A 24743-nucleotide genomic window follows, 5' to 3' on the forward strand; every position below is an offset into this window, starting at 1 on the left:
AAGAAAGGCCCGTTATGTTCGATATCATCATCCGTAATGCCAATCTGCCCGATGGACGCAGCGGCTTCGATATTGGGGCAAAACATGGCAAAATCGCCGCCATTGAAAAGCGGATAGATGCTCAAGCGGCTGAAGAGATCGATGCAAGCGGTCGACTGGTTTCTCCACCCTTCTGCGATCCACACTTCCACATGGATGCGACGCTTTCGCTGGGCATGCCGCGAATGAACGTTTCGGGCACCTTGCTCGAAGGTATTTCTCTGTGGGGTGAGTTGCGTCCGACCCTGACGAAGGAGGCCCTTGTCGAGCGTGCATTGCGCTATTGCGATCTGGCCGTCACTCAGGGCCTGCTCTTCATTCGCAGCCATGTCGACACATCCGATCCCCGGCTTGTGACGGCAGAAGCGCTGATCGAGGTGCGCGAGCGGGTTGCACCCTATATTACGTTGCAGCTCGTCGCCTTCCCACAGGATGGCTATTACCGCGCCAAGGATGGTGAGGCGTCGCTGGAACGTGCGCTGGACATGGGCATCGATATCGTTGGAGGCATCCCGCATTTCGAACGCACCATGGACGATGGACGACGCTCGCTCGAAGCGCTCTGCCGCATCGCCGCTGAACGGGGCCTTCCGGTCGATATACACTGCGACGAGACCGACGACCCCATGTCGCGACATATCGAGACGCTTGCCAATGAGACTGTACGCTTTGGCCTGCAAGGCCGTGTCGCAGGTTCCCATCTGACCTCGATGCATTCGATGGACAATTACTACGTTTCCAAGCTCATTCCGCTCATGGCGGAAGCGGAGATCAATGTCATCCCCAATCCACTGATCAACATCATGCTCCAAGGTCGCCATGACACCTACCCGAAACGCCGGGGCATGACGCGCGTGCGCGAGCTGATGGCCACCGGTCTCAACGTCTCTTTTGGTCAGGATTGCACGATGGACCCGTGGTATTCGATGGGCTCGGCGGACATGCTGGAAGTGGGACATATGGCCATCCACGTTGCCCAGATGGGGGGCATAGAGGATAAAAGTAGAATTTTCGAAGGCTTGACCGTCAACTCCGCAAAGACCATGGGGCTTGAGGGCTACGGATTGGAAGTCGGATGCCATGCGGATCTCATCGTTCTTCAAGCAGCCGATGTGACGGAAGCCCTACGGCTAAAACCAACTCGCTTGTTCGTGCTCAAAAATGGAAAGGTGATCTCCAAAAGCGCGCCTCGGATCGGAGAACTGTTCATCGACGGCCGACCATCGAGCGTCGATCCGGGTCGCGACTACGTGCCGAGCAGGACATGAAGTCTTGAAGCTTACAATTATTGATTATGACGGAGACGATAGGATTGGATAGGTGCCCTCGCCTTACAGGACATCGCCGGGACTATCGCTTCGCGATGTATGCTGCGAGCCGAACGGTGGCGGTCGCCTGTTCAAACATAGTCGAGATCGCGAATTCTGAATGCGCTGATCGGCCGAGAAATGTTTTTGACATGCTGGAAGCCAGCATCCTCGAACCTGAGCTTCCTCTGTTTTCTAATGTGATCTCTCACGGATCGCGAGATGCAGATACCGCCAGGTTCAGCAATGCCCTCAAGGCGCGCGGCGATGTTGACGGTGTCTCCGAACACGTCACCGTTATCTATAATGACATCTCCGACATTCATTCCTATCCTGAACAGGAGTTGGTCTTTTTCTGATCGATCCTTGTTGTTTATTTTCATATATTTTTGAATTTGAAGCGCGCAATCGATTGCTGAGAGCGCGCTTGGAAAGGCCGCGACTATGCTATCGCCGGCCGTGGTTATGATTGCACCACTATTTTCTTCAATGATCGTGTCGATGACATCTCTTGCTGCTTTCAAGCGCTCAAGAGTGTCTGCCTCATTGTTTTCCATGAGCCTGCTGTAACCAACCAGATCAGCGGCCATGATGGCCATCAATCGTCTGTCCGCATGCAGGAGAAGTTCATCTCTCGCTTTCTCGGCCGCTTTCGCGCGGATAACGGTAGCACGCACGATCAGTATGGCCATGCCTCCGGCCACTATAGCCAGAATGAGCAGAAGCACGTGCATCCGCATTTTTCCCAGGCTGGCGGCGTCGGAGCGCTTTGCGAGTTGCTCCAAACCTGCCTTTTCCATCTGTGCGATGACCGAACGAATCCCGTCCATTAGGATTTTGCCCTGTCCGGTTTTCACAAGCGCAATAGAGCCGTTCTCATCCCCATTGCGGCGACGCTCGACGCTTTGTTCGAGCTCGGATTTTTTTTGAGCGACCAGACTGCGCAGAGTTGCGACACTCCCCGTTTCGGCAGATGCTTCATTGGCCCGCTTAGCCAGATTGTCGAGCATCGGATCCAGGGAGTCCATCGCGGAGGTGTAGGGCTTGAGGTAGAGTTCGTCACCCGTGAGAAGAAATCCTCGCTGCCCGATTTCGGCGTCTTGGATACGCGACATCAGCGTTGAGACAGCGCTTAGATATGCAGCATTTCTCCAGACCGCCTCATCTGCCCTGCGGTCCTCAGAAGATATCCAGAAAGACAGATACGAAGTCAAAGAAACAGCAATGGCAACGATGCAAAGTGCGATCGGCATGGCCTTGCTGGCGAGCTGTCTGGATATAGTGGAGTCGATGGCGGAAGATCGGCGCATGCGTTAGTCTTGCCCTGAAAAAGACTTTGAAAGGCTATCCGCAATTTCAAGCCGCGGCTTAAGTCTTGAAACGCGGGATGACAAGCATTGTTCAGTCTCCTCAACGCATAAAATTCGCGCAGGTCATTGTTAGCTTGACGCCGGGCATGATCACGCGACGTCAGGAAGGGCCCCAATAAGCTTGTCCAAGGTCATCGGATAGTTCCGGAGGCGGATACCAGTCGCGTTATGGATGGCGTTCGCGATTGCCGCTGAAACTCCGCAAAGTCCGAGTTCACCAATGCCCTTGGCTTTCATCGGCGAGGAAACCGGATCAGTCTCATCCATAAACACCACTTCCTGGTGCGGGATATCGGCGTGGACCGGCACCTCGTAGCCAGCCAGATCATGGTTGACGAAGAACCCGCGACGGGTGTCGACGGCAAGCTCCTCTGACAACGCAAGACCTGCGCCCATCGTCATCGCACCAATCACCTGGCTGCGGGCCGTGATCGGATTGAGAATGCGGCCAGCGGCACATACCGCAAGCATCCGTCGAATCCTGGTCTCGCCCGTGGCAACGTCGACGCCCACCTCCACGAAATGCGCTCCGAAGGTCGACTGCTGATGACTGTCAGAAAGCTTCTCCCACTCGACCGTGTCTTCGGCAACGAGCCCTTCGGCACCCGCCACTTCGGCAAGCGGAACCGAGCGCGAACCGGAGCGGACTTGACCGTCTTCAAAGATGAAGTCCTGTTCATTGAAACCAAGCTTCTGGACGATAGCGTCCCGAAGCTTGACGCAGGCGGCATAGACACCTGAGGTCGAGCAGTTCGCGCCGAACTGCCCGCCGGAGCCCGCAGACACGGGAAAGCGAGAATCGCCAAGCTGGACTGCGACCTTGTCGATCGGCAGGCCCATCATTTCCGCTGCGGTTTGGGCGATGATGGTATAGCTGCCGGTGCCGATGTCGGTCATGTCGGTTTCGACGGTGACAACCCCTTCCTTGTCGAGACGGACGCGAGCGCCCGATGGCACCAGAAGGTTGTTGCGAAATGCAGCCGCAACACCGGAACCGATCATCCAGTTGCCTTCGCGACGGGAACCGGGGCGAACTTGCCCTGGCCAGCTAAAATGTTCCGCTCCAAGCTTGAGACAACCGATGAGATCGCGATGTGAGAACGGACGTTCGGGCTTTTCCGGATCGACTTGAGTGTCGTTGAGGATACGGAACTGCACCGGATCGATACCGAGCTTTTCGGCCATCTCGTCAATGGCGATCTCGAGCGCCATCAGTCCTGGCGCCTCCCCGGGCGCGCGCATGGCGTTACCCTCAGGAAGGTGCAGCGTTGCCAGCCGCATCGCCGTCATGCGGTTCTCACCCGCATAGAGAAGCCGCGTCTGCATGGCAGCCGTTTCAAGCTGGCCATCTGGCTGATCGCCCGACCAGCTTTCATGGGCGATTGCCGTTATTTTTCCATCGCGGGCGGCACCAATGCGGATGCGCTGGATGGTTGCTGGACGATGTGTCGTGTTGTTGACGAGGAACGGCCTCGGCAGCGCGACCTTTACAGGCCGCTTCGCTGCCTTCGCACCGAACGCGGCTAGAACAGCATCGGCACGCAGGAACAGCTTGCCGCCAAAGCCGCCGCCGATAAACGGCGACATGAGGTGGATTTTCTCCTTGTCGACACCAAGCGTTGTTGCAAGGTCGGAGCGCCACCAGTCGATCATCTGGCTGGAAGTCCAGACAGTCAGCTCGTCACCATCCCAGGCGGCGATGGAAGCGTGCGGCTCCATCATCGAATGTGACTGGTCCGGCGTGGTGTAGGTCTCGTCCAATGTCACCTCGGCAGACTTGAACGCACCTTCGAAATCTCCGACGGCAGTGTCGGGCGGGGCGCCGCCCGCATCTTTCGGCTTGACCGCCGAATCCATCGCCTCGGCGAGATCGTAACGACCCTGTTCTTCCGTGTACTCGACCTTTACGAGGGCTGCCGCTGCTCGGGCCTGTTCGAAGGTCTCGGCGACGATCACGGCGATCGCCTGGTGATAGTGCTGAATCTCATCGCCACCGAAGAGTTTCGCGGTATTGAACTTGCCCTTTTCGCGCTTGCCGACGTCAAGTGTCGTCACCACGGCCAGCACGCCGGGCGCGCGTTTGGCAGCGTCGACATTCATCGAGATAATGCGGCCCTTTGCAATCGTCGATCCGACGGGATAACCGTAGGCATAAGAAAAGTTCGGATCGTGCCACTCATAAGCATACATCGCCCGCCCAGTCGTCTTCAGCTCGCCGTCGATGCGGTGAACGGGCTGACCGACGATTTTCAGCTGGTCGATCGGATTGGTGGTTGCTGGTGTATCGAACTTCATGGCGATTACCCTCTCGCTTCGGCGATCACGGCGCCGAGCGTGCGCTCCACCAGATCGATCTTGAACCTGTTCTGCTCGGTCGGACGAGCGCCGTTGAGCAGAGCATTCGCCGCGACCTTTGCGCCCTTTGAGAGTTCCTCATCCGCAGATTCCACGCGCCACGGCTTATGGGCAACGCCGCCTATTGCCACCCGGCCCGTACCGTCCGGCTGAATGACTGCGCCTACAGAGACAAGAGCAAATGCGTAGGAAGCGCGGTCACGGACCTTGCGGTAGATTTGTTTTCCCCCAGTTGGCGGCGGTAGCACCACTCCGGTGATAAACTCACCCTTTTCCAAAACCGTTTCGATCTCAGGTGTATCGCCCGGCAAGCGATGGAAGTCGGCGATCTGGATTGTTCGGCGGCTACCATCGACCTTTACCGTCTCGATGACCGCATCGAGCGCGCGCATGGCAACGGCCATGTCACTGGGATGCGTGGCGATACAGCTATCACTTACGCCCACAACGGCGTGTTGGCGACTGAAGCCGCCAATGGCTGAACAGCCACTTCCCGGCGAACGCTTGTTGCAGGGTTGTGCGGTATCATAAAAATAAGGACATCGTGTGCGCTGCAAGAGGTTACCTGCGGTCGTCGCCTTGTTGCGAAGCTGGCCAGAAGCGCCCGCGAGCAAGGCGCGCGACAGGAGCGCATAATCGCGTCGGACGATCGCGTCGGCGGCAAGGTCGGTATTACGAACCATTGCTCCGATACGCAGGCCTCCCTCAGACGTCTTTTCTATTGTGTCGAGCCCAAGACCATTGACGTCGATCAGATGGGTCGGCGTCTCGATTTCGAGTTTCATCAGATCAAGAAGATTAGTGCCGCCGGCAATGAACTTTGCCTCGGAGTTGGATGCGGCCGCCTTGCTCGCGGCCTCGATCGACGAGGCCTTTTCGTAGGTGAAGGCTTTCATGCTTTTGTCCCCGCGACTTCGACGATGGCCTCGACAATGTTGGAATAGGCGCCGCAGCGACAGATATTGCCGCTCATCCGCTCGCGAATTTCCGCCTCACTGAGTGATGTCTGCGCGGTGAGGTCGTTCGTGACGTGGCTCGGAATGTTTGCTGCGATCTCTTCGAGCACCGCAACGGAGGAACAGATTTGTCCTGGCGTACAGTAGCCGCACTGGAAACCGTCATGCTTGACAAAAGCGGCCTGCATCGGGTGTAGATTGCCGGGCTGTCCCAGTCCCTCGATCGTCGTTACTTCGTCACCGTCATGCATCACGGCAAGCGAGAGACACGAGTTGATGCGCCGTCCACCGACCATCACGGTACACGCCCCACACTGTCCATGATCACACCCCTTCTTGGTTCCGGTCAGGTGAAGGTGCTCACGCAGAGCGTCGAGAAGGGATGTCCGATTATCAACGTCGAGGTCGCGAATTTGTCCATTCACCTTCAACGATACGTTTGACGTGTGTTTCATGGTTTCTCCTTCTGACTTGGCTGCCGCGACCCTGGTTACAGTGGTGGCAGCGACAGTGGCGGCCGAGGAGATAAGCAAATTCCGGCGTGAAAGTTCAAATAAGCTTGTGTCTGGCATGGCCAGTTCCACTTCATCAATTGGAGAAACCAAAGGTCTCGCATCACAGGAACGAGATCGCGGGGTTATTAAGAAAGCCAAGGGATGAACGAATGATCGGCAGTGCAAGTTCCCAGATAGTTTCTATGGGTAGAGCATTAGCGATCATCGATGGGTCGGGGCCCCGATCAACTCCTGAGATCAATTATAGGGGATTCCGGATATCCGCTGTTCAGCTCTAAAGCCTGCAAGAGCGGCTGAAGCGTGTGGAGAACAAGACGTTCCCAACATTTGAGCTGGTTGGAGACCGAGCGGGAGTGATGTCAGCCTTCCAAGTCGGCTTTCGTTGCGGGAACCTGCAGCTATCTTAGCCAGATTGGAGGCGTACAGCCAAGACAGTATGCGTCGGCATAGGGATTTTCAATCACAACCGTTCGAGCACCGGTGCCACGTCATGCTGTGCATCGACAAAGGCGGAGAAAGATCGAGGAATGTCGCCAATATCGCCATCGGCAATGATCACAATAGTGCATCCGCGATCGCCTCCCGGCCACTCGGCGAGGTGCACAGGCTGGTGAATGAGATGCTGGACACCATGGATGACGACGGGCGTTTCAATTCCTTCGACGCCGATGATGCCCTTTATCCGCAGCAATTTTTCCCCGTGCCGATGGACGAGCAGCGAGAGCCATGTCGAAAAGCGTGGCCATGATATCGCATTCGGGGTGGTAAACGATATGGCCCTTATCGCCCCATGCACATTGACGTCCTCAATCGGTGAATGCGCATGATCATGATAACGCTCCGCCGTAATCCAGCGCCGAACGTCGGCGGGCCGGGAGGCAAGATCGTGGATATCCTCGGTGAGCAGCAGACTAGCCGCTGGATTTGCCGGGTCGGAGATTTCGATGCTGGCCGTCGGATTCATACTCGATAGATTGGCAATCAGGGCGCTGGTTGCCTCAGCCTCTGCGATGTCGGTTTTCGTGATAACGAGACGATCGGCAACGGCGACCTGTCGTGCGCTTTCCGTATAGGTTTCAATGTTATGTTGGCCGTTCGGCACCTCGACGACTGTGACGATGTTGCCCATCGAAAAATGATACTTCAGCATCAGATCGGCCGTCAGCGTGGCAATGATGGGCGCCGGATCGGCAAGGCCCGTCGTTTCGATAATCAGCCGATTGAACGGCGCGATGCGACCGGACTTCTGTTTCTCGAAAAGCGACAGGATTGCTTCCTTGAGGTCACCACGGATGGTGCAGCAGATACAGCCGCTCTGCAAAAGCACCATGCCTTCCTCTATCGTCTCGACAAGCAGATGATCGAGACCAATGCTGCCAAACTCGTTGATGATGACGGCAACATCGGAAAAGTCGGGCCGCGACAGCAGCGTATTGAGCAATGTCGTTTTGCCCGAACCGAGAAAACCGGTGAGGACATTGACGACGATCGGTGGTCTTGCGTCGGCTGACATCATACGCCCCTCATTCTGGAGACGAGAACCGGATCGAGGGGATCTATCTCAACGCCCGCGAAGGCCTCAGCCAATGGCCACAGCTGCCCCAGATGGTCCACGACCGCACTCTTTCCAGTGCGCCCGTGGAGAACGTAACGGTCGTTCCAGACCTTCAATCGAAGGCCATAATGACCGAGGACGGCATTGACGGCGCTGGCCTGCCGAAAGCGCTCGGCGGCCGGCGTCACCGTCGCGATGCCGTTGCCACCGCTGCTCCAATGATCTGCCGCGCCGAGCGCACCACACAGGCCGCACATACGCGCTATTCCTCAGGACTGGGGCCGGGCTGTGCCGCTGCGCGGATAGCGCTTGGCAAAATCGGCAGCGATTTCTTCCATCGTCACGAACTTGACGCCGTCGAACTGGCGAATGTGCTCGAAGATGCGCTCGTGCATCTTGAGAATATGCGGCTTGCCGGAGACATCAGGATGGATCGTCAGCGGATAGACGGCATAATCATAGTTCTCATAGACCCAATCGAACTGGTCGATCCACATCTGCTCGATGTCGCGCGGGTTGACAAAACCGTGGCTGTTCGGCGCGGCCTTGATGAACATCATGGGCGGCAGGTCATCGAGATACCACGAGGCCGGGATTTCGATCAGATCGCTCTCGGGCCCCTGCGTGTATGGCTTCATCCAGTGCGACGGATGTTTCGAATAATCGATCTTCGTCCATTCGTCACCAACTGTCACATAATAGGGATGATGGTCATTGTGCATCAGGGAGTGATCATAAAGAACGCCCTTTTTCTTCAGCAGTTCGTTGGTCTTGGAGCCAAACTCCCACCAGGGTGCCACATAACCGCGAGGCGGCTTGCCGGAAAGCTGCGTGATAAGATCGACGCATTTGTCGAAAATGGCCTCTTCCTGCTCGGGGGTCATGGCAATCGGGTTTTCGTGGCTGTAGCCATGCATACCGATTTCATGCCCCGCATCGGCGACTTGCTTCATCTCATCCCAGAATGTCTCGATCGAGTGTCCAGGAATGAACCAGGTCGTCTTGATCCCCCATTTCTCAAACATACGCAGCAGACGCACAGAGCCGACCTTACCGGCAAAGACCCCGCGCGAAATATCACAAGGGCTGTCTTCACCGCCGTAGGATCCAAGCCAGCCAGCGACGGCATCGACGTCGATACCGTAGGATACCAGTATTTCCTTCGCCATAATCTCTTCCTTTCCCGCGGCCGGATCGGCCTGATTGATGTCAGGGCAGTTCTGTTGGGGCAAGGCCGGAACGACTGCCCCCCGTGCTGATATGCTTGCGCATGTAATAGTTGGCGCCATCCGGATCCCCGCGCTCGATGGCTTCGAGGATCAGTTCATGCTCCTTGACCGCGGGCCAGAGATCGCCCGGGCGAAATGCTGGCATCCGCTGGCTTTCCAGCATCACTCCTGCGAATGTGCGGTGCATATCGACGAGAAGCCGGTTTCCCGAAATCGCAAGGATCTGGCGGTGAAACTCGAAGTCGGCCTCGGTATAGGCCATCAGATCGCCTGACACGGCTGCAGCACGAAACGCCTCGAGCGCCTGGCGCAATTCCACGAGATTGGCGTCAGTTCGGGACATCGCAGCGAGTTGCGCGGCATAACTCTCCACGACGTGGCGCAACTGGTAGACTTCGCGCAGCGAATAACGCGCGGCATGTGGCCAGACAGGCCCTTTCGGTTCATCCGCAGGGTCAGCGATCGTGAACCCGCGACCATTGTCCAGCGCCTTGATCTCACCGGTCGTCAACAGAACGGAAATCGCCTCGCGCAGGGTTGCTCTGCTGATCTGCAACAGTTTAGCCAGCTCGCGTTGCGGTGGCAGCACTGTCCCTGAAGACCAACGCCCCTCTCCGATCATCGCGACCAGAGCCTTGACGGTCGCCGCAACCGCGCGCCCGCCAGCCGCGCCCTCAACGCCGCGCTTCGTGATCGTCTTTTCAATCAAACGTTCAAAACCCCATCTTGGCCTGACCAAAATCCAGTTTTGCCATCATGATCGTTTTTTGGTCAGGCCGTCAACGATAAAAAATAGGCATTTCTCGCTCATTTAATGCGCATTTGACAATCTTGGTCAGACCAAGTTACGTGATGTTCAAAGATAAGGGGAAAGATCATACCAAGACCGTTTGCCTGGTGACGACAGGTGGAACCATAGCATCGCAGATGAATGCCAGCACGGGCCACGTTACCGCCCAGCTCGGCGCCAGCGCCCTTCACGCGACGCTCAACAGCCGCCTAGAGGGTGTGAATGTGGTCGTTGACGAGTTCATGACAGTCGGAAGTTTCGCGCTGTCGCTCGAGGATGCGTTTACACTTGCCGGCGTGATACGAAACCACCTTGCCAACCCGAAGATCGATGGCGTCGTTGTGACCCATGGCACCGATACGATGGAGGAGAGTGCCTATATGGCTGACCTTCTGATCGACAGTGACAAGCCGGTCGTTTTCACCGGCGCGCAACGGGCGGCCGACGAACCGGGTGCGGACGGACCACGCAACATCTCCGATGCGGTCCGGATTGCAGCATCTTCCAAAGCCCGTGGTCTCGGCGTTCTGCTCTGCTTCGAGCAAGAGTTTCACGCAGCGCGCGACGTAACGAAATCGCATACTTCCCGGGTCGATACTTTCATTTCCGCCGAGCATGGAAAGCTGGGCGAGGTCGATGGTGACACGATCATTGTCCATCGGCGTCCTTTGATCCGTGGCACGATTCCGGCGGGACGCGTCGAGAGCGATATAGAGATCGTCAAACTGGGCATGGGCTCGAGCGAGCGATTTATGCGCTTTGCCGCATCCGAAGGCGTCAAAGCTGTGGTGATCGAGGGCTTCGGACGGGGCAACGCGCCGCCCGCCGTGACGGCGGCGGCCATCGATCTCGTCAAGGGCGGCATCCCGGTAGTTATGACCAGCCGATGTCAACGCGGACGCGTGAAGCCGATATATGGCAATGGCGGCGGCAAAACTCTGGCGGAAGGTGGCGTCGCGTTCGCGGGCGACCTGAGTTCGCAGAAGGCACGTGTCCTGTTATCGGTTTTGCTTGGGGCCGGCCTGAGCGATGAAGATATTCGTGCCGAGGTCGAGCGATTTGGTGCTTGATGAGCTTCTACTTTAAACATCCGCAATGCCGCTTGAAGCGTTTATGGGGACAAGAGATCGCTGCGGCTTATATGCGTGGCCTTATCGACATGGACAACCAACGTTCCTCATATCAGGGAACGACATCACCTCTGGCGCGATTTATAGATGGCAAGCAACGGAGGCAAACGAAGCCAGTGTCGAAAGCCCGCATTCGTGTCATTGACCTTGAGACCGCTGGAAACGGCGCAAATGATGTTTGCGAAATCGGCTGGCAGGATGTCGTGCAGAAAGATCGCGGCCAATGGGTCGTGACCGAGGATCGCGGATCCCTGTTGGTCAATCCCGGCCGACCAATCTCGCCTGACACGATGGCCATTCATCACATTCTCGACGAGCAGGTCGAAGCAGCGCCCTACTGGAAAGAAATTGCATCCACGGTTCTGCGTCCTGTCGGTGAAATCCATGCACTTGCCGCGCATCGGGCAGCCTTCGAACAGCGATACTGCACGCCGCGGCTCACCGGCGGCTTGCCATGGATCTGTACCTGGAAATGTGCGCTGCGGGTTTGGCCCGAACTGCCACGGTTTTCCAACCAGATGCTACGCTATCAACGCCGACCCGCGGGTCTGGTCCATGAGATCGGGCTACCGGCGCATAGGGCAATGCCGGACGCCTATGTAACCGCTCATCATCTGCGAGACCTGTTGAACGCCGCATCGCTCGAAAAGCTTCTGGCGTGGAGCGCCGAACCGGGGCTCCTACCCCGCGTGCCAGCGGGCTCGGATCGCGGCAAGAGTTGGGACCGTCTCGGCACGGAAACACTTCATGAATATCTGAGAGATCGAGACGTCGATGTCCGGTTCAGCGCGCGGACGGAACTGGAAAGACGGGGCGAGCTTGAGACTTCAGCGGGCAAGGAGCCCGAGCAAAAGACCCTGTTATGAGCGGCCATCCGAAGTCCGCTTCCTATCCCGACACACCCGACGGCCGATACTTCGTCGTTCGCGGACGTCTTTGGCGCAAAAGCAATCCGGCGCTTAACGAGCACATGAGACAAGAATTGGTGAAGGCACTGATGTCGGCGCGGCGCGCTATTCTTCAAGCAAAGAAAGACCCGATGGCGGTGTCGGAGGCGCGCCGGAGGGTCGACGAAGCCAAAATGGCGCTCGGTGAACGGGGCCCTGTCTGGTGGGAAGATGGCGCTCCGGACTTCAACCGCTATCTCGTGAAAAACACACCCTACGCCGACTGGTTTGCGGGGCTGGGAAAATAGGGCACCTTCTTAGCAACGATCACGAATAGGAATTCCGGTTGAAAACCAGCAAGCCCCTCATTCTCACGGCCCAGATTGCAGACGACGCCCTGGAACTGTTCGATCGGCTGCGTAAGGCGCATTTCCCGCCTGATAGGAACATGCTTCGTGCCCATCTGACGATGTTTTATCGGCTGCCGGGCGAATACGAAGGGCGGATCCTTGATGATCTCGCCGATGTGGCAGGCAAACTAGATGCCATCACGGCCGACGTCACTGGGCTGCGCCACCTCGGAGCCGGCGTCGCCTTTTCGATTACCAGCCCCTCCCTGCAAGAGGTTCGCGAGCGACTGAAGGTCAAATTCATGTCGTGGCTGGGCCCACAGGATATGCAAAAGTGGCAGCCGCACGTCACGGTTCAGAACAAGGCGTCCAAGGCCAAAGCGGATGCGCTCTACCGTGCTCTGACCGAAAGCTTCTCGCCCTACAAGGTAGAAATCCTGGGTCTAGATTTGTGGGAATATCTCGGCGGCCCTTGGCTCCACCGTGCTCATCACCCATTCAATAAAAACGTTTCCAGCGAGCGCCAGGCGTTATGAGATTTTCACCGAAGGTGATAGGCGATGGTCTGTGACAGTTACTGACGGTCGCTGGTGCAATGCTTCTCGACATCATTGCAATGAGCGCCAATTCCTTCTGGCGTTCGCATCACGCGCGAGAGGAACTTGAGGACGTTGCGGAGGAAGCTCCGTAGTTTTCTCGCACAAACAGCCGCTTCGGCAAAGAGTGGATTGGCCTGCAACGAAAAGCGTGTTGTTTTCCCACACACCTTGTGCCGACCGCGTTCAGATCTAGGGTGAAGGCACACGCCCACCCGGTCTGGCCTTGATGAAGTCGATGAAAGTCCGCAAAGGCGCGGGCACCAGACGCCGGCCTGGATAATATAGAAACGGCCCTGGAAATGCGGGCCACCAGTCTTCAAGCACCGGTTCCAGCTTGCCTGCCTCGAAATATGGCTCTAGCCAATCTTCAAAGAGCGCGATGACACCGCTTCCGGCAATCGAGCAGGCAATCCCCAGATCGACGCTGCCGCCTGTCTGGACAACCATCGCCGCCGGCACGTCTACAATCACCAATTCGCCATCACGTTCAAACTCCCAGTCTGGCATAGCACCGCTCGCAAACCGGTTGCGAATACACTTATGGGTCATCAAATCGCGCGGGTGCTGCGGGCGTACGCGTCGATCAAGATAGTCTTTGGAGGCGGCATAAGCGAAGCGCTGCACCCGCGGGCCGATCGGAACTGCGATCATGTCTTGTTCAAGCCGTTCGTCATAGCGGATACCGGCATCGCATCCAGAGGCGAGAATATCGACGAAACTGTCTTCGACGACAAATTCGAGGCGGATCTCGGGATAGGCTGCAAGGAAATCAGGTACAATCGACGGCAGCACCAACCGAGCAGCACTCACCGGCACATTGAGCTTCAGGACACCCGCCGGGCGCTCGCGAAAACCGTTCACGACGTCGAGCGCCGCCTCCATCTCCGAAATTGCCGGTGCAAGTCGCTCAAGCAGGCCCTGACCTGCTTCGGTTAGCGAAACGGAACGCGTGGTCCGGTTGAGAAGCCTGATCCCGAGCTGCGTCTCAAGCCGCCTTACCGCATCACTGAGGCCAGAAGCACTGCCACCGCCCGAGCGCGCGGCAGCGCGAAAACCGCCAGACCGCGCCACTACAATGAAGGCTTTCAGATCACCCAGTTCGACAGCCATCAATCCTCCGGCTTTGCTCGACGGTAGTCCGCTTTATTGTCCGTCACAGCGTACAACCCGTCCAGAGCCTATCGCCTTATCCGAGACCATGCGAGGCGCTATTTCCACTCTACCAACGCTATTTATGAAAGGGCGAAAGGAAGGGCCATGACCGACACCAAGAAAATCGACATTTCCAAGGCTGGCACGTTCAAGATGGGCAGCCAAACAGTAAAGCGGCTGGGCTACGGCGCAATGCAGTTGGCCGGTCCCGGCGTCTTCGGCCCACCGAAGCACAGAACGGCCGCTGTTGCGGTTCTGCGTGCTGCCGTGGAGGCCGGCGTCGATCATATCGACACCAGCGATTTCTACGGGCCGCATGTGACGAACGAGATTATCCGCGAAGCGCTTCATCCCTATTCCAAGGACCTGACGATCGTTACCAAAGTTTCTGCCCGCCGCGGTCCGAATGCAGAATGGATCCCGGCCATGTCGAAAGCAGAACTGACGGCTGCCGTTCATGACAATCTGCGTAATCTCGGCCTCGACGTCATCGACATTGTCAACTTCCGCTCGATGCTTGACGTGCATGGCCCCGCGGAAGGCTCGATTGAAGAACAGGTGACGGTTTTGGCCGAGCTGCAACAGCAAGGCCTCATTCGCCATATCGGCCTGTCCAATGTCACTGCGACGCAGATCACCGAAGGTCGCAAGATAACCGAGATTGTTTGCGTGCAGAACATGTATAATCTGGCGCACCGGGCAGATGACGCACTGATCGACGACCTTGCAAAGCAGGGCACCGCATATGTACCCTTCTTCCCGCTAGGCGGGTTTTCCCCACTGCAATCCTTGACGCTGAACGTGGTCGCCGAACGTCTTGGAGCAACGCCGATGCAAGTGGCGCTCGCTTGGCTTCTGCACCGCGCGCAGAACATTCTGCTCATTCCGGGCACGTCATCAATAGTGCATCTAGCGGAAAACCTGGCGGCGGGCAGTTTAATCCTACCGGCAGATGCCATCGCCGAACTTGAGACAATTGGGGCGACTGTGTAACAGGCGCGGTTTCAGCAGCGGCGCAAGACGTTGGAGGAAGTTTGGGGGAGGCTGCGCGACAAAAGCACCCGTCGAGTTCTTGGCGTGTCGCTCGAAATCCCCCAGCGAGCGGCCCGTTCAACAATAAACTCCCTTTGAGTTTCTCGATCCGGCGATTGTATTGGCAGCCTCACCCTCCTGAGAGCGAATATCCTTGAACTCTGAGAGTGACCGTCCCTGTTCGGCATTTCGAAATCATTCAAAGACCCATGGCTTCGGCTTGAAATTCAGCGCCACTCCACCATCTCTTTCTCACAACGTTTCCCGGTGTCGGAGATTACTGTGGCAGCACGAACTTGGAATGCAGGCGGTTTTGGTACAAATACCTCTGGCAGCACATTTGACGTAGAACAGCGTCTTTTAAAAATGCGCCGCCTATCCCGCATATCACGCCTGATGGATACGGCAGTTGGCATTCCCGGCACGCGCCTCCGCTTCGGGGCCGATTCCGTACTTGGGCTCGTTCCAGTCGTCGGTGATGGAGCTGGCGCGCTCGTCGGGCTCTACATTGTCAATGAGGCCCGCCGGCTCGGTCTTCCGCAGGATAAACTCGCAAAGATGATTGGCAACGTGGCGATGGATTCAATCGTCGGCAGCGTGCCGTTATTGGGCGATCTTTTCGACGTCTATTTCAAATCGCATCGCCGCAACGTCCAGATCATTCTTGATCATTTCGGTGTTCGGCCGGAAGAATTGCGGCCAATGCGGTGAGCGATCTAAAGAGATGAGGATACGCATGTTACAGCGTCGGATCACACTTTCCTTCGCAACTACGCGAGTCCTTCCTTCTCAGAAGCCCCAAGTCATACGCTCGACCATGTCCAGCCCAGCGACACATCCCGCGATCAAAAGCGGACTGACGTTTGGAGCCTGTATAGCTGCCATCGCTCTTCGAGGGACATGAACCTGCGAGCAGTCAGTTTTAGCGACCGCTGTTTCGTAGCCGACGGCTATACTCCCGGACGGGCTAGCCGTGACGCGGCCACACCATCTTACCGAAATCTGCCGCTGTTTCCGGCAGCGGATCACACGTTCACTTGCCGGCCATGAAATACCACCGTTCTTCTTGGGGCAGTCGTATGGTGAGACTGGACAAAGGTGATCGCCAAATTTTTGCGTTACGCCGCAGCGGCCCGCAGTCCCGTATTCGTCGAGCGGCGGGTTGCGAACTGCCCTACCATCTGAGCCAGCTTTTGGGTCTCATGTACGAGAGTTTGCGATGCCGCGCTTGTCTCCTCAACCATGGCGGCATTCTGTTGCGTAACCTTATCCATCTCGTCGCCCGCCGTGGAAACTTCACGGAGGCTTAACGCCTGTTCCCTGGCCGCCATCGCAATCTTGTCTACGATGGCGGTAATGCCGCCCACTTGCTCACAAATTTCCCTAAGTGATGTCCCCGTCTCTCCGACGAGCTTCACGCCTGTTGTGACCTGGGCTGTCGAGGTTGAAATCAATCCCTTGATTTCGCGAGCGGCTCCCGCAGATCTTTGGGCAAGTTCGCGTACTTCTTGCGCCACGACGGCGAAACCTTTGCCCGCGTCCCCGGCACGAGCAGCTTCAACCCCTGCATTGAGAGCCAGCAGGTTCGTCTGGAACGCGATTTCGTCGATCACACCGATGATGTTGCCGATCTTTGCAGACGAGCCCTGGATTTCGCCCATCGCACTGATTGCACGCTCCACCACTGCTCCACCACTTTCGGCGTTCGTCTTGGCAAGCGCCACAGACTTCTGGGCATGGCCTGCACCATCCGCGGTGGCGTTGATGCCGCTGGTCACCTCACCAAGAGCGGCAACCGTCTCTTCGAGAGAGGCGGCCTGCTGCTCCGTCCGGCGTGCAAGATCGTTAGAGGCGCTTGATATTTCAAACAATCCCGACTGGATCGTCCCGACGCTCAGGATGACAGCATCGATTGCCTCCTCCAAAGTGGAAACCGCGCTGTTGAAATGGTCTCTGATCCCCTCATATCTCGAATCGACCACTCCGACGCGCGCTGTCAGATCCCCTTTGGAGAGTGCATCCAGACCACCCGAAATTTGGCGGAACGCATGTTCCATTGCCTGCGCTTCACTCATACGTTCGGCTTCACGTTCAAGCCGCATAGTTTCCGCCTGCAGCCGTTCGCGGTCAGCCTCGGCTTCGGCATTGATCCGGGCGCGGTCATTTTCCTGGAACACTTGCAGCGCGCCGATCATCTCCCCGATCTCATTGTCGGTTTTGGCGAGCTTCAGATGTGTATCGGACTCCCCCCTGGCCAGCCGCGCCATTGCCTGCGCGACTTGCATCATCGGCCGTGCAACGGACCGGACCATGAAGAACGCAATAGCCATAGCCAGTAAGAGGCTGAACAAACCAGCACCCCACATCCAGGACGTACCCTGATTGCCCTGAAGCTCGGATTTCGACGCAATTTCGCCCGCAATCTCGACAATGCCATCGGTGACGCTCTTTGACGTCGAGACGACCAGCGAGGCTTGCTGATCAAACGATGCCAAATTCGTCTTCAAGGCGTTGAAGGTCTCGTTCAGCTGGGCAAGGCTGGCGGTCATATCATTGCCGGACGTCTTGGCAAGCATGCCGCCCAAAGCTTGCGCCTTTTTCAGGCCTGCAGTGACGGTCACGGCGGCGTCATCGGATGGTCGGAGGCGATATCGCTCGACTTGAACCAGGGTATCCTTTAACACATTGGCGAAGTTGCGTGCAGTTCCGGACACGATACGCGCTTTGGATCGCGCGTTGTCCTTCTCGCTTTTGGAAGCCAGTTCCGTTTCTGCCGATATGCGTAGCGCTTCGTTAAGCTTCTGAGAAGCAGCAGAACTTCTAGTGAAAAGCGCAAAGTCGTACGTCGATGACAAAGCGGCGCCGTTGTCCTTGGACAGGGCCGTCTGGATCTCCGCGAAGGTGCTTGCCAGGCTGCTGACGATCGGCTGGATGTTTGGTGTTCCACCAAGCTTAACAACTTCAGCCAGGCTGACCTCGGCACGAGCCATAGGTTCTGCGATCTGATCGGGCGATATCTGGTTACCCAAAGCGGAGGCTTTTACCAGTGCCAGTTCGACAGCATTCATTGCGTTGCTGAAAATGCCGGCGTTTTGGATGAGGATGCGGATGGTATTCAGAGTTATCAATGCGTTGTTCGAATTGGTCTCGGCTTGGTTGGCGATATCCTGGGCACTCTTTTCAGCCTGCTCGGCCAAGGAGACCAAGCTTCCGGTCGCATCGCGCAGAGCAACGCCTGCGTTCTGAACCGCGTCCTGGGATATTGCGAGAGCTTTGACCGCATTCGACATCATCGAGATGCCATCCGAGAGCTGCGAGCCTTGTTCTTTTGACAGCGCCAGAGAATTGAGCGTCGTCTGCGCCGTCTCGAGGGCGCTGGTCGCTTCATCGATGCGCTTCGGTTCTTTACCGACAAGATACTGAATAATAGCGCCTTCAGCCTGATTGGCTCCAATAAGTACCTTTGACGTATCCACTGTCTGAGATACGGCGCCTGCCAGGCTTCCGATACCTCTAATTCCGACAAATGCCACCAGGAGAACCGATATGAGCAATAAAGCCATCCCACTCGACGTTCTGAAACCGATAGATTTCGCTTTTTGGGACAATTTCATGCTCTAACCTCTCTCCCGCAGCGTAACGTCGCCCAAGCACCCATTTAATGCTAAGGAGAATGGATAAAAAAGTGCTTAAATGCTCTTGAGAAGATCAGAAACGCAAAAGGGCACAGTATACTGCCGACGCTTTCTTTTCATGCGCAAGGCCTGCGTGAGGTCATTGCCTCTTGATTCCCTCTCATTTGATAATTTATGTTGAGCTTGTTCTCAGGGCGGGGTGCAATTCCCCACCGGCGGTATCGGGATTTTCCCGGAGCCCGCGAGCGCTTCCGGTCTCCAAAGCCGGAAGGTCAGCAGATCCGGTGAGAGGCCGGAGCCGACGGTATAGTCCGGATGGAAGAGGACAAGGCATCGGATACCCGCGTTTAGCGGGCTCGAATTGCATTGTTCGCCCAAGGGATATTTGGCGCTTCGTGAAGCGCGAAAATGCCGCAAAACGGCATAACCCTTGAAAGGCTTGAAAGAAAATGACCATTGCCAAGATTGAAGACGCCATCGCCGCCATTTCCCGTGGCGAGATGGTGATTGTCGTCGACGACGAAGACCGTGAAAACGAAGGCGATATCATCGCCGCCTCCGACAGCATCACGCCACAGCAGATCGCCTTCATGATGAACCATGCACGCGGGCTGATCTGCGTCGCCATGCCGGGCGAGCGCCTCGATGCGCTCGACATTCCGCTGATGGTGCCGCGCAACACCGAATCCATGAAGACGGCCTTCACCGTGTCCGTGGATTACATCCCAGGCACCACGACGGGCATTTCCGCCACCGACCGCGCAAACACCGTACGCGCGCTGGTATAGGAGGTTTCGCGCCCGGATGATTTCGCCCGCCCGGGCCACATTTTCCCGCTGCGCGCCAACCTGGAAGGCGTTCTCGGCCGCACCGGCCATACCGAAGCGGCCGTTGATCTCTGCCGTCTTGCCGGAAAATACCCTTGCGGCACCATCTGCGAAATAGCCAATGATGACGGCACCATGGCCCGCCTGCCTCAGCTCAGGCTCTTCGCCGAACGCCATGGCCTGCTCATCGTGACCATCAAGGATCTGGTTTCCTATCTGAAGGGTGAGATCGTCGAAGAGGTGGCGCAGAAGCAGGTCGCCTGATCTGCACGCACTGTGTCCCGAATACGAAAACGCCCGGCAAGCGCCGGGCGTCGATCTGATGGAGCAGGGTCCGAAACAAACTGGCGGTCAGTTTCGCAGCCGATACCCCGTCTTGAACATCCGGCCCACCACGCCGAGGCAGAGCGCCAGAAACAAAAAACCTACCAGCAGCAGAAACCGCCATCCACCAGCAAATCGACACCCGTCACGAAGCTCGCTGCATCTGACAGCAGGAAGATCGCCGGACCGACCATCTCATCCACGCCTGCCATGCGCTGCATTGGCGTCTGCTCTTCGAACAGCTTGGTCTGATGCACCATTTCCGGTCGGGTATTCATCGGCGTTGCCGTATAACCCGGCGAGATGGTGTTAACGCGGATGCCGCGACCCACCCACTCCATCGCCATGGATTTCGACATGTGGATGACGCCTGCCTTCGAGGCATTGTAGTGGCACTGCATCAGCCCGCGATTGACGATGACGCCGGACATGGAAGCGATGTTGACGATTGCGCCGCGCCCGTTCTTCAGCATGGCGTTGGCTTCCGCCTGGCAGGACAGGAAAACGCCCTTCAGATTGATGTCCATCATCGTCTGGAACTGGCTTTCCTCCATCTCCTCGGCAGGATTGGCATTGGCGATGCCGGCCGCATTGACGGCGATTGAAAGCGCGCCAAGCTCGGCCTCAGTACGCGCAACCGCTTCAGTCAACGCCTCTTTGCTGGTGACGTCAGCCGCAATCTGGACAGACTTGCGGCCGGCTTTGGCGATGAAGTCGGCCGTCTGCGCCAGACCGTCATCGGTGCGGCGGTCGAGCAGCGCGACATTCGCGCCGGACTGGGCAAGCCCCATGGCGATCCGCTGGCCGATGCCGGAACCGGCGCCGGTGACGAGCGCCACCTGGCCGGAGAGATCGAACAGTTTCGGCGCATTGAGGGTGATGGTGGACATCTTTATTTCCTTCTTCAGATGGTTGCCAGTTCCATGACCGAGACATCGTTTGCTTCGTCGCGGTTGAGGATGCCGGCCTGTTTTCCCTGCGCGAGCACGAGGATGCGGTTGGAAACGCCCAGCACTTCCTCCAGATCGGAACTGACGACGATAACGGCAACGCCGCTTTTCGCCAGACCGACGATGATATCGTAAATGCCAGCCCGCGCGCCGACATCAATGCCGCGCGTCGGCTCGTCCAGCACGACAACGCGGGGATTGCGGGCAAGCCATTTGGCAATCACCACCTTCTGCTGGTTGCCGCCCGAAAGATCAGAGGCCGGCTGTTCGCTGCGCCCCTTCACGCCGAACTTTGCGATCGCCTCCTTTGTGAAGGCCCGCTTGATGCCGGGTGTGATCCAGCCGGAGCCGACGCGGTCAAGATTGGCATAGATCAGGTTTTCACCGATCTCGTGCTCCACAACCAGCCCCTGCAGTTTGCGGTCTTCCGGCACCATGACGATACCCCTGGCGATTGCGTCTGCCGGGCCTTTCAGCGTCAGCACCTTGCCATCCAGAAGAACCTCGCCCGCACTGGTCGGATCGGCGCCGGAAATGGCGCGCACCAGCTCGGTGCGACCGGCACCGATCAAACCGGCAATGCCAAGGATTTCGCCGGCGCGAACGCCGAAGCTGATGTCGCGGAAGGCGTTGGTCGCGCCGGTCAGTCCCTTGACCTCCAGCACTACCTTGTCCTGCGGCTCCGGCAACGCCGGGAACAGGCGCTCCAACGAGCGGCCGACCATGCTTTCGACGATGGTGCGCACCGGCGTCGCGCTATCGGCAAACTCGTGCACACGCTCGCCATCGCGTAAAACAACGATGCGGTCGGTGATCTGTTTGATCTCTTCCATGCGGTGGGAAATATAGATGATGCCCACACCCTCGGCGCGCAGCTTGCGCACCTGCTCGAAGAGCGCCTGCGTTTCTGCGCCGCCAAGTGCGGCCGTCGGCTCGTCGAGGATCAGGAGCTTGGCGTCCAGCGCCAGCGCCTTGGCGATTTCAATCAGCTGCTGATTGGCAGTCGAGAGACCCGCCACCTTGCGGGTTGCGGGAATGTGAAGGTTGAGGCGTGCCAGCTGCTGTTGGGCTCTGCGCACCATTTCAGCCCGGTCAACGATGCCGTTCTTCATCGGCCAGCGGCCGATAAACACATTCTCGGCTATGGAAAGCTCGGGAAGAAGCTTGAGCTCCTGGTGAATCAGAACGACGCCCTTGTCGATCGCCGCACGCGGTGAGGACGGCGCATAGGGTTCACCGCACCATGTCATCGTGCCCTCGGACGGTTCACGCGAACCGGCGATGATGCCTGAAAGCGTCGACTTACCTGCACCGTTTTCACCCAGCAAGGCCACCACTTCACCGGAATAAACGTCGAGATCGACGTTTTTCAGGACTTCAAGCGGACCGTAACGTTTGCTGATGCCACGGAGCGAAAGAACCGGCTCGCGCATGACGGGACCTCCCAGGACACGATCGCGGCGGAAATACGCCACGCCTTTGTCCAAATTGCATAAAAACAAACCAGTGAGAGCCCCGCGCATCCCAGCGGACGCGCGGGGCGGATGCATCAGGGATGGTTGGCGATAAAGCCCGCGACGTTTTCCTTGGTGGTCAGTGTCGCATCGGAAAGCTGCACGGCCGGAACTTTCTCGCCGCCGACGATCTTGACGGCCATCTCGACAGCCGTGCGACCCATCTTCTGGGTCTGCTGCGTCGCGGTCACGTCGAAGACACCATTCTTCAGCGCCTCAAGGGCCGCCGTATCACCATCGAAGCCGCCAACGACGATCTTCTGCGAGGGATTGGCAACCTTGATCGCCTGTGCCGCGCCGAGCGCCAGACCGTCAGCCTGGGCAAAGACGATGGAGATATCAGGATTGGCCTGCAGCATGTTCTGCATGATCTGGAAGCCTTCATCCTGGCTCCACATGTTGGACCACTGTTCGGCAACGATCTTCACGCCGGAATTGGCCTTCACCGATTCCATGCATCCCTTCGTGCGGTCGACTTCCGGCGTCGTGCCCTTCTGGCCGTGGATGATGACCATCTTGCCCGAGCCGCCAGCCTGCTTGATGATGTAATCGCAAACCGCCTTGGCGGAAGCGACGGAATCGGTGGCGAGGAAGGTATCACCCGGCGCGCCATCGGCATTGCGGTCGATGTTGATGACCGGCACGCCGGCGGCTTTCGCAAGCTTCACGGGAACGGTGGCGGCAGCGGCGCCAGCCGGAATATAGATCAGTGCGTCGATATTCTGGGTCAGCAGATCCTGGATCTGGTTGACCTGCGTCGGGCCGTCACCTTTGGCGTCAACGGTCACGACGGCAATGCCGCGCGTCTTGGCTTCGGCTTCGACGGCCTGCTTGATCTGGTTGAAGAAGTTCGCCTGCAAATTGGCGACGGCAAGGCCGATCTTCTTGACTTCTGCGGCATTGGCCTGGCCGAGCGACAGGGCGAGAAGGGCGGCGGATGTCAGCAGAATGCGTGAAAATTTCATGATTATTCCTCCATTTGTTGATTGTTGACCTTCGGGCAGATCGAACCTCCTCCCCTCCGGCCGTTTTTCACGCCTCCCTTGCCGGGAGGGTCGTTTATTGCGCGGACGGCTCAGCGCCATCCGCAAGCAAATTCAGCTTCTGCGGCGACGCAATGTTTCAGCACCCACGGCCAGCACGATGACGACACCGATGATGACCTGCTGCAGAAAGGGAGAGACGTTGAGCAGGTTGAGGCCGTTGCGCAGCACGCCGATGATCAGCACGCCGATCAGCGTTCCGCCGATGCCGCCTGCACCGCCCGAAAGCGAGGTTCCGCCGATGACGACGGCCGCAATCGTATCCAGCTCGTAACCGAAGCCGCTGGAGGGCTGCACCGAGTCGAGACGTGCCGCAAGAACGATACCGGCAAGACCGGCAAGAACCGCACAGGCTACATAAACGCAGATCGTCACCAGCGGCACATTGATGCCGGCAAGGCGCGCCACTTCCGGGTTACCGCCGACCGCAAAGACCGTCCGGCCTTCCGAACGGAAGCGCAGGAACAGCCAGGAAACAAGAACGACGACGAGCATCAAAAGCACGGTCGCTGTCAGCACGCCGAAATGGCGGTCGATTGCCAGCATCATGAACCAGTCAGGGAAACCGACGATCTGCTGTCCATCGGTGATCATGTTGGCGATACCGCGCGCCACCGACATCATGGCCAGCGTGGCGATGAAGGCCGGCACCCGAAAAGCCGTAACCAGAATACCTACCACGAGGCCGCAGGCGGCGGACGCGATCAGCGCCAGCACGATGGCCATGCCCATCGGCATGCCCGCCACATTGGCCGTCCAGCCCACGATCATCATCGACAGCGCCAGAACCGAGCCGACAGACAGATCGATGCCGCCAAGCAGGATCACGAAGGTCATGCCGACGGCCATGATGCCGAGAACGGTGATCTGGTCGAGAATGTTGAGCCCATTGCGCAGCGACAGGAAATTCTCGCTGGCGAAGGTCAGAAACACGCAGAGCAGCAGCAGGCCCAAAAGAGGTCCGGTCGCTCCGCTCAACCAGGCAAGCGGGCTCCTGGTGTGCGTGACCCCCTCATTGCGTTCAATCGCGGACATGGCTCCTCCCGGTGACAGTCTTGCCTTTTTTAAACCGATTAGAATAATTATTCATCATCGGTGAAACATGCATAAGCTAGTTTCGAGAAGGTTGTCAATAGGGCCTTAATGGCGAGGCCTGTCGCCCCTCCCCTCATTCCTGTGCTTGT

Annotated in this window: 21 protein-coding genes, 1 pseudogene and 1 riboswitch; of the genes and pseudogenes, 8 read left to right on the forward strand and 14 right to left on the reverse strand. The window is 57.7% G+C overall.

Annotated elements, in window-relative coordinates; all coding sequences use genetic code 11:
- The first annotated feature begins 14 nt into the window (after nt 1-14).
- On the forward strand, nt 15-1307 hold the full coding sequence (locus ACFVTJ_RS17545) for an amidohydrolase family protein (protein ID WP_386909515.1): 1293 nt from the start codon (nt 15-17) through the stop codon (nt 1305-1307).
- Nucleotides 1308-1438: 131 nt separating this feature from the next.
- Here the strand turns inward: ACFVTJ_RS17545 and ACFVTJ_RS17550 are convergent, their stop codons facing one another.
- From ACFVTJ_RS17550 to ACFVTJ_RS17585, 8 genes are all read right to left on the reverse strand, one after another.
- Entirely contained in the window at nt 1439-2656 is a 1218-nt protein-coding gene (locus ACFVTJ_RS17550; protein ID WP_386909517.1) for a CHASE3 domain-containing protein, read from the reverse strand.
- A gap of 150 nt (nt 2657-2806) precedes the next feature.
- The gene (gene paoC / locus ACFVTJ_RS17555; protein ID WP_386909519.1) at nt 2807-5011 is read right to left on the reverse strand and encodes an aldehyde oxidoreductase molybdenum-binding subunit PaoC; all 2205 of its coding nucleotides are present in this window, start codon (nt 5009-5011) and stop codon (nt 2807-2809) included.
- Nucleotides 5012-5016: 5 nt separating this feature from the next.
- Nucleotides 5017-5967, reverse strand: coding sequence for an FAD binding domain-containing protein (locus ACFVTJ_RS17560; protein WP_386909521.1), 951 nt, complete (start codon nt 5965-5967; stop codon nt 5017-5019).
- Complete coding sequence (paoA, locus tag ACFVTJ_RS17565; RefSeq protein ID WP_386909523.1) at nt 5964-6599, reverse strand: aldehyde dehydrogenase iron-sulfur subunit PaoA; 636 nt, start codon at nt 6597-6599, stop codon at nt 5964-5966. The genes ACFVTJ_RS17560 and paoA overlap by 4 nt, the downstream gene beginning before the upstream one ends.
- A 403-nt stretch (nt 6600-7002) precedes the next feature.
- Complete coding sequence (locus ACFVTJ_RS17570) at nt 7003-8058, reverse strand: CobW family GTP-binding protein (protein WP_386909525.1); 1056 nt, start codon at nt 8056-8058, stop codon at nt 7003-7005.
- The gene (locus ACFVTJ_RS17575) at nt 8055-8354 is read right to left on the reverse strand and encodes a hypothetical protein (RefSeq protein WP_386909527.1); all 300 of its coding nucleotides are present in this window, start codon (nt 8352-8354) and stop codon (nt 8055-8057) included. Before ACFVTJ_RS17575 ends, ACFVTJ_RS17570 begins: the two co-directional genes overlap by 4 nt.
- A 12-nt stretch (nt 8355-8366) precedes the next feature.
- Entirely contained in the window at nt 8367-9266 is a 900-nt protein-coding gene (locus ACFVTJ_RS17580) for a polysaccharide deacetylase (protein ID WP_386909529.1), read from the reverse strand.
- Nucleotides 9267-9306: 40 nt separating this feature from the next.
- Entirely contained in the window at nt 9307-10035 is a 729-nt protein-coding gene (locus ACFVTJ_RS17585) for a FadR/GntR family transcriptional regulator (RefSeq protein ID WP_386909531.1), read from the reverse strand.
- Between the two features lie 143 nt (nt 10036-10178).
- On the opposite strand from ACFVTJ_RS17585, the gene ACFVTJ_RS17590 reads away from it, so the two are divergent.
- From ACFVTJ_RS17590 to ACFVTJ_RS17605, 4 genes are read left to right on the forward strand one after another with little or no spacing between them, the layout of a single operon-like run.
- Complete coding sequence (locus ACFVTJ_RS17590) at nt 10179-11186, forward strand: asparaginase (RefSeq protein WP_386909532.1); 1008 nt, start codon at nt 10179-10181, stop codon at nt 11184-11186.
- Nucleotides 11186-12112 carry an exonuclease domain-containing protein gene (locus ACFVTJ_RS17595; protein ID WP_386909671.1) on the forward strand — a complete coding sequence of 309 codons (927 nt, stop codon included), beginning with the start codon at nt 11186-11188 and terminating at the stop codon, nt 12110-12112. Before ACFVTJ_RS17590 ends, ACFVTJ_RS17595 begins: the two co-directional genes overlap by 1 nt.
- Nucleotides 12109-12441 carry a hypothetical protein gene (locus ACFVTJ_RS17600; RefSeq protein ID WP_386909534.1) on the forward strand — a complete coding sequence of 111 codons (333 nt, stop codon included), beginning with the start codon at nt 12109-12111 and terminating at the stop codon, nt 12439-12441. Before ACFVTJ_RS17595 ends, ACFVTJ_RS17600 begins: the two co-directional genes overlap by 4 nt.
- A gap of 38 nt (nt 12442-12479) precedes the next feature.
- Complete coding sequence (locus tag ACFVTJ_RS17605) at nt 12480-13019, forward strand: 2'-5' RNA ligase family protein (protein ID WP_386909536.1); 540 nt, start codon at nt 12480-12482, stop codon at nt 13017-13019.
- Nucleotides 13020-13271: 252 nt separating this feature from the next.
- Here ACFVTJ_RS17605 and ACFVTJ_RS17610 read toward each other — a convergent pair whose 3' ends face one another.
- Nucleotides 13272-14192 carry a LysR substrate-binding domain-containing protein gene (locus ACFVTJ_RS17610; RefSeq protein WP_386909538.1) on the reverse strand — a complete coding sequence of 307 codons (921 nt, stop codon included), beginning with the start codon at nt 14190-14192 and terminating at the stop codon, nt 13272-13274.
- 147 nt (nt 14193-14339) lie between these two features.
- Here ACFVTJ_RS17610 and ACFVTJ_RS17615 point away from each other — a divergent pair, with 147 nt between their 5' ends.
- A complete protein-coding gene (locus ACFVTJ_RS17615) occupies nt 14340-15227 on the forward strand; it encodes an aldo/keto reductase family oxidoreductase (protein ID WP_386909540.1) in 888 nt (295 codons plus the stop codon).
- 321 nt (nt 15228-15548) lie between these two features.
- Nucleotides 15549-15977, forward strand: coding sequence for a DUF4112 domain-containing protein (locus ACFVTJ_RS17620; RefSeq protein WP_386909542.1), 429 nt, complete (start codon nt 15549-15551; stop codon nt 15975-15977).
- Between the two features lie 407 nt (nt 15978-16384).
- Here ACFVTJ_RS17620 and ACFVTJ_RS17625 read toward each other — a convergent pair whose 3' ends face one another.
- Nucleotides 16385-18880 carry a methyl-accepting chemotaxis protein gene (locus ACFVTJ_RS17625; protein WP_386909544.1) on the reverse strand — a complete coding sequence of 832 codons (2496 nt, stop codon included), beginning with the start codon at nt 18878-18880 and terminating at the stop codon, nt 16385-16387.
- Nucleotides 18881-19082: 202 nt separating this feature from the next.
- A riboswitch (FMN riboswitch) is annotated at nt 19083-19232 on the forward strand.
- A 118-nt stretch (nt 19233-19350) separates the two neighbouring features.
- Here ACFVTJ_RS17625 and ribB point away from each other — a divergent pair.
- A pseudogene (gene ribB / locus ACFVTJ_RS17630) lies at nt 19351-19992 on the forward strand (3,4-dihydroxy-2-butanone-4-phosphate synthase).
- A 161-nt stretch (nt 19993-20153) separates the two neighbouring features.
- Here the strand turns inward: ribB and ACFVTJ_RS17635 are convergent.
- The 4 genes from ACFVTJ_RS17635 to ACFVTJ_RS17650 form a co-directional block, all read right to left on the reverse strand.
- Complete coding sequence (locus tag ACFVTJ_RS17635) at nt 20154-20942, reverse strand: SDR family oxidoreductase (RefSeq protein WP_386909545.1); 789 nt, start codon at nt 20940-20942, stop codon at nt 20154-20156.
- Nucleotides 20943-20956: 14 nt separating this feature from the next.
- Nucleotides 20957-22435, reverse strand: a complete 1479-nt coding sequence (locus tag ACFVTJ_RS17640; protein ID WP_386909547.1) for a sugar ABC transporter ATP-binding protein — start codon at nt 22433-22435, stop codon at nt 20957-20959.
- Nucleotides 22436-22551: 116 nt separating this feature from the next.
- Nucleotides 22552-23481 (reverse strand): sugar ABC transporter substrate-binding protein, encoded by a 930-nt coding sequence (locus ACFVTJ_RS17645; protein WP_386909549.1) that lies wholly within the window; start codon nt 23479-23481, stop codon nt 22552-22554.
- Between the two features lie 132 nt (nt 23482-23613).
- Entirely contained in the window at nt 23614-24594 is a 981-nt protein-coding gene (locus ACFVTJ_RS17650) for an ABC transporter permease (protein WP_386909551.1), read from the reverse strand.
- Between the last annotated feature and the right edge of the window lie 149 nt (nt 24595-24743).

Source organism: Agrobacterium sp. NPDC058088 (genome assembly GCF_042885035.1).
GTDB lineage: Bacteria > Pseudomonadota > Alphaproteobacteria > Rhizobiales > Rhizobiaceae > Agrobacterium.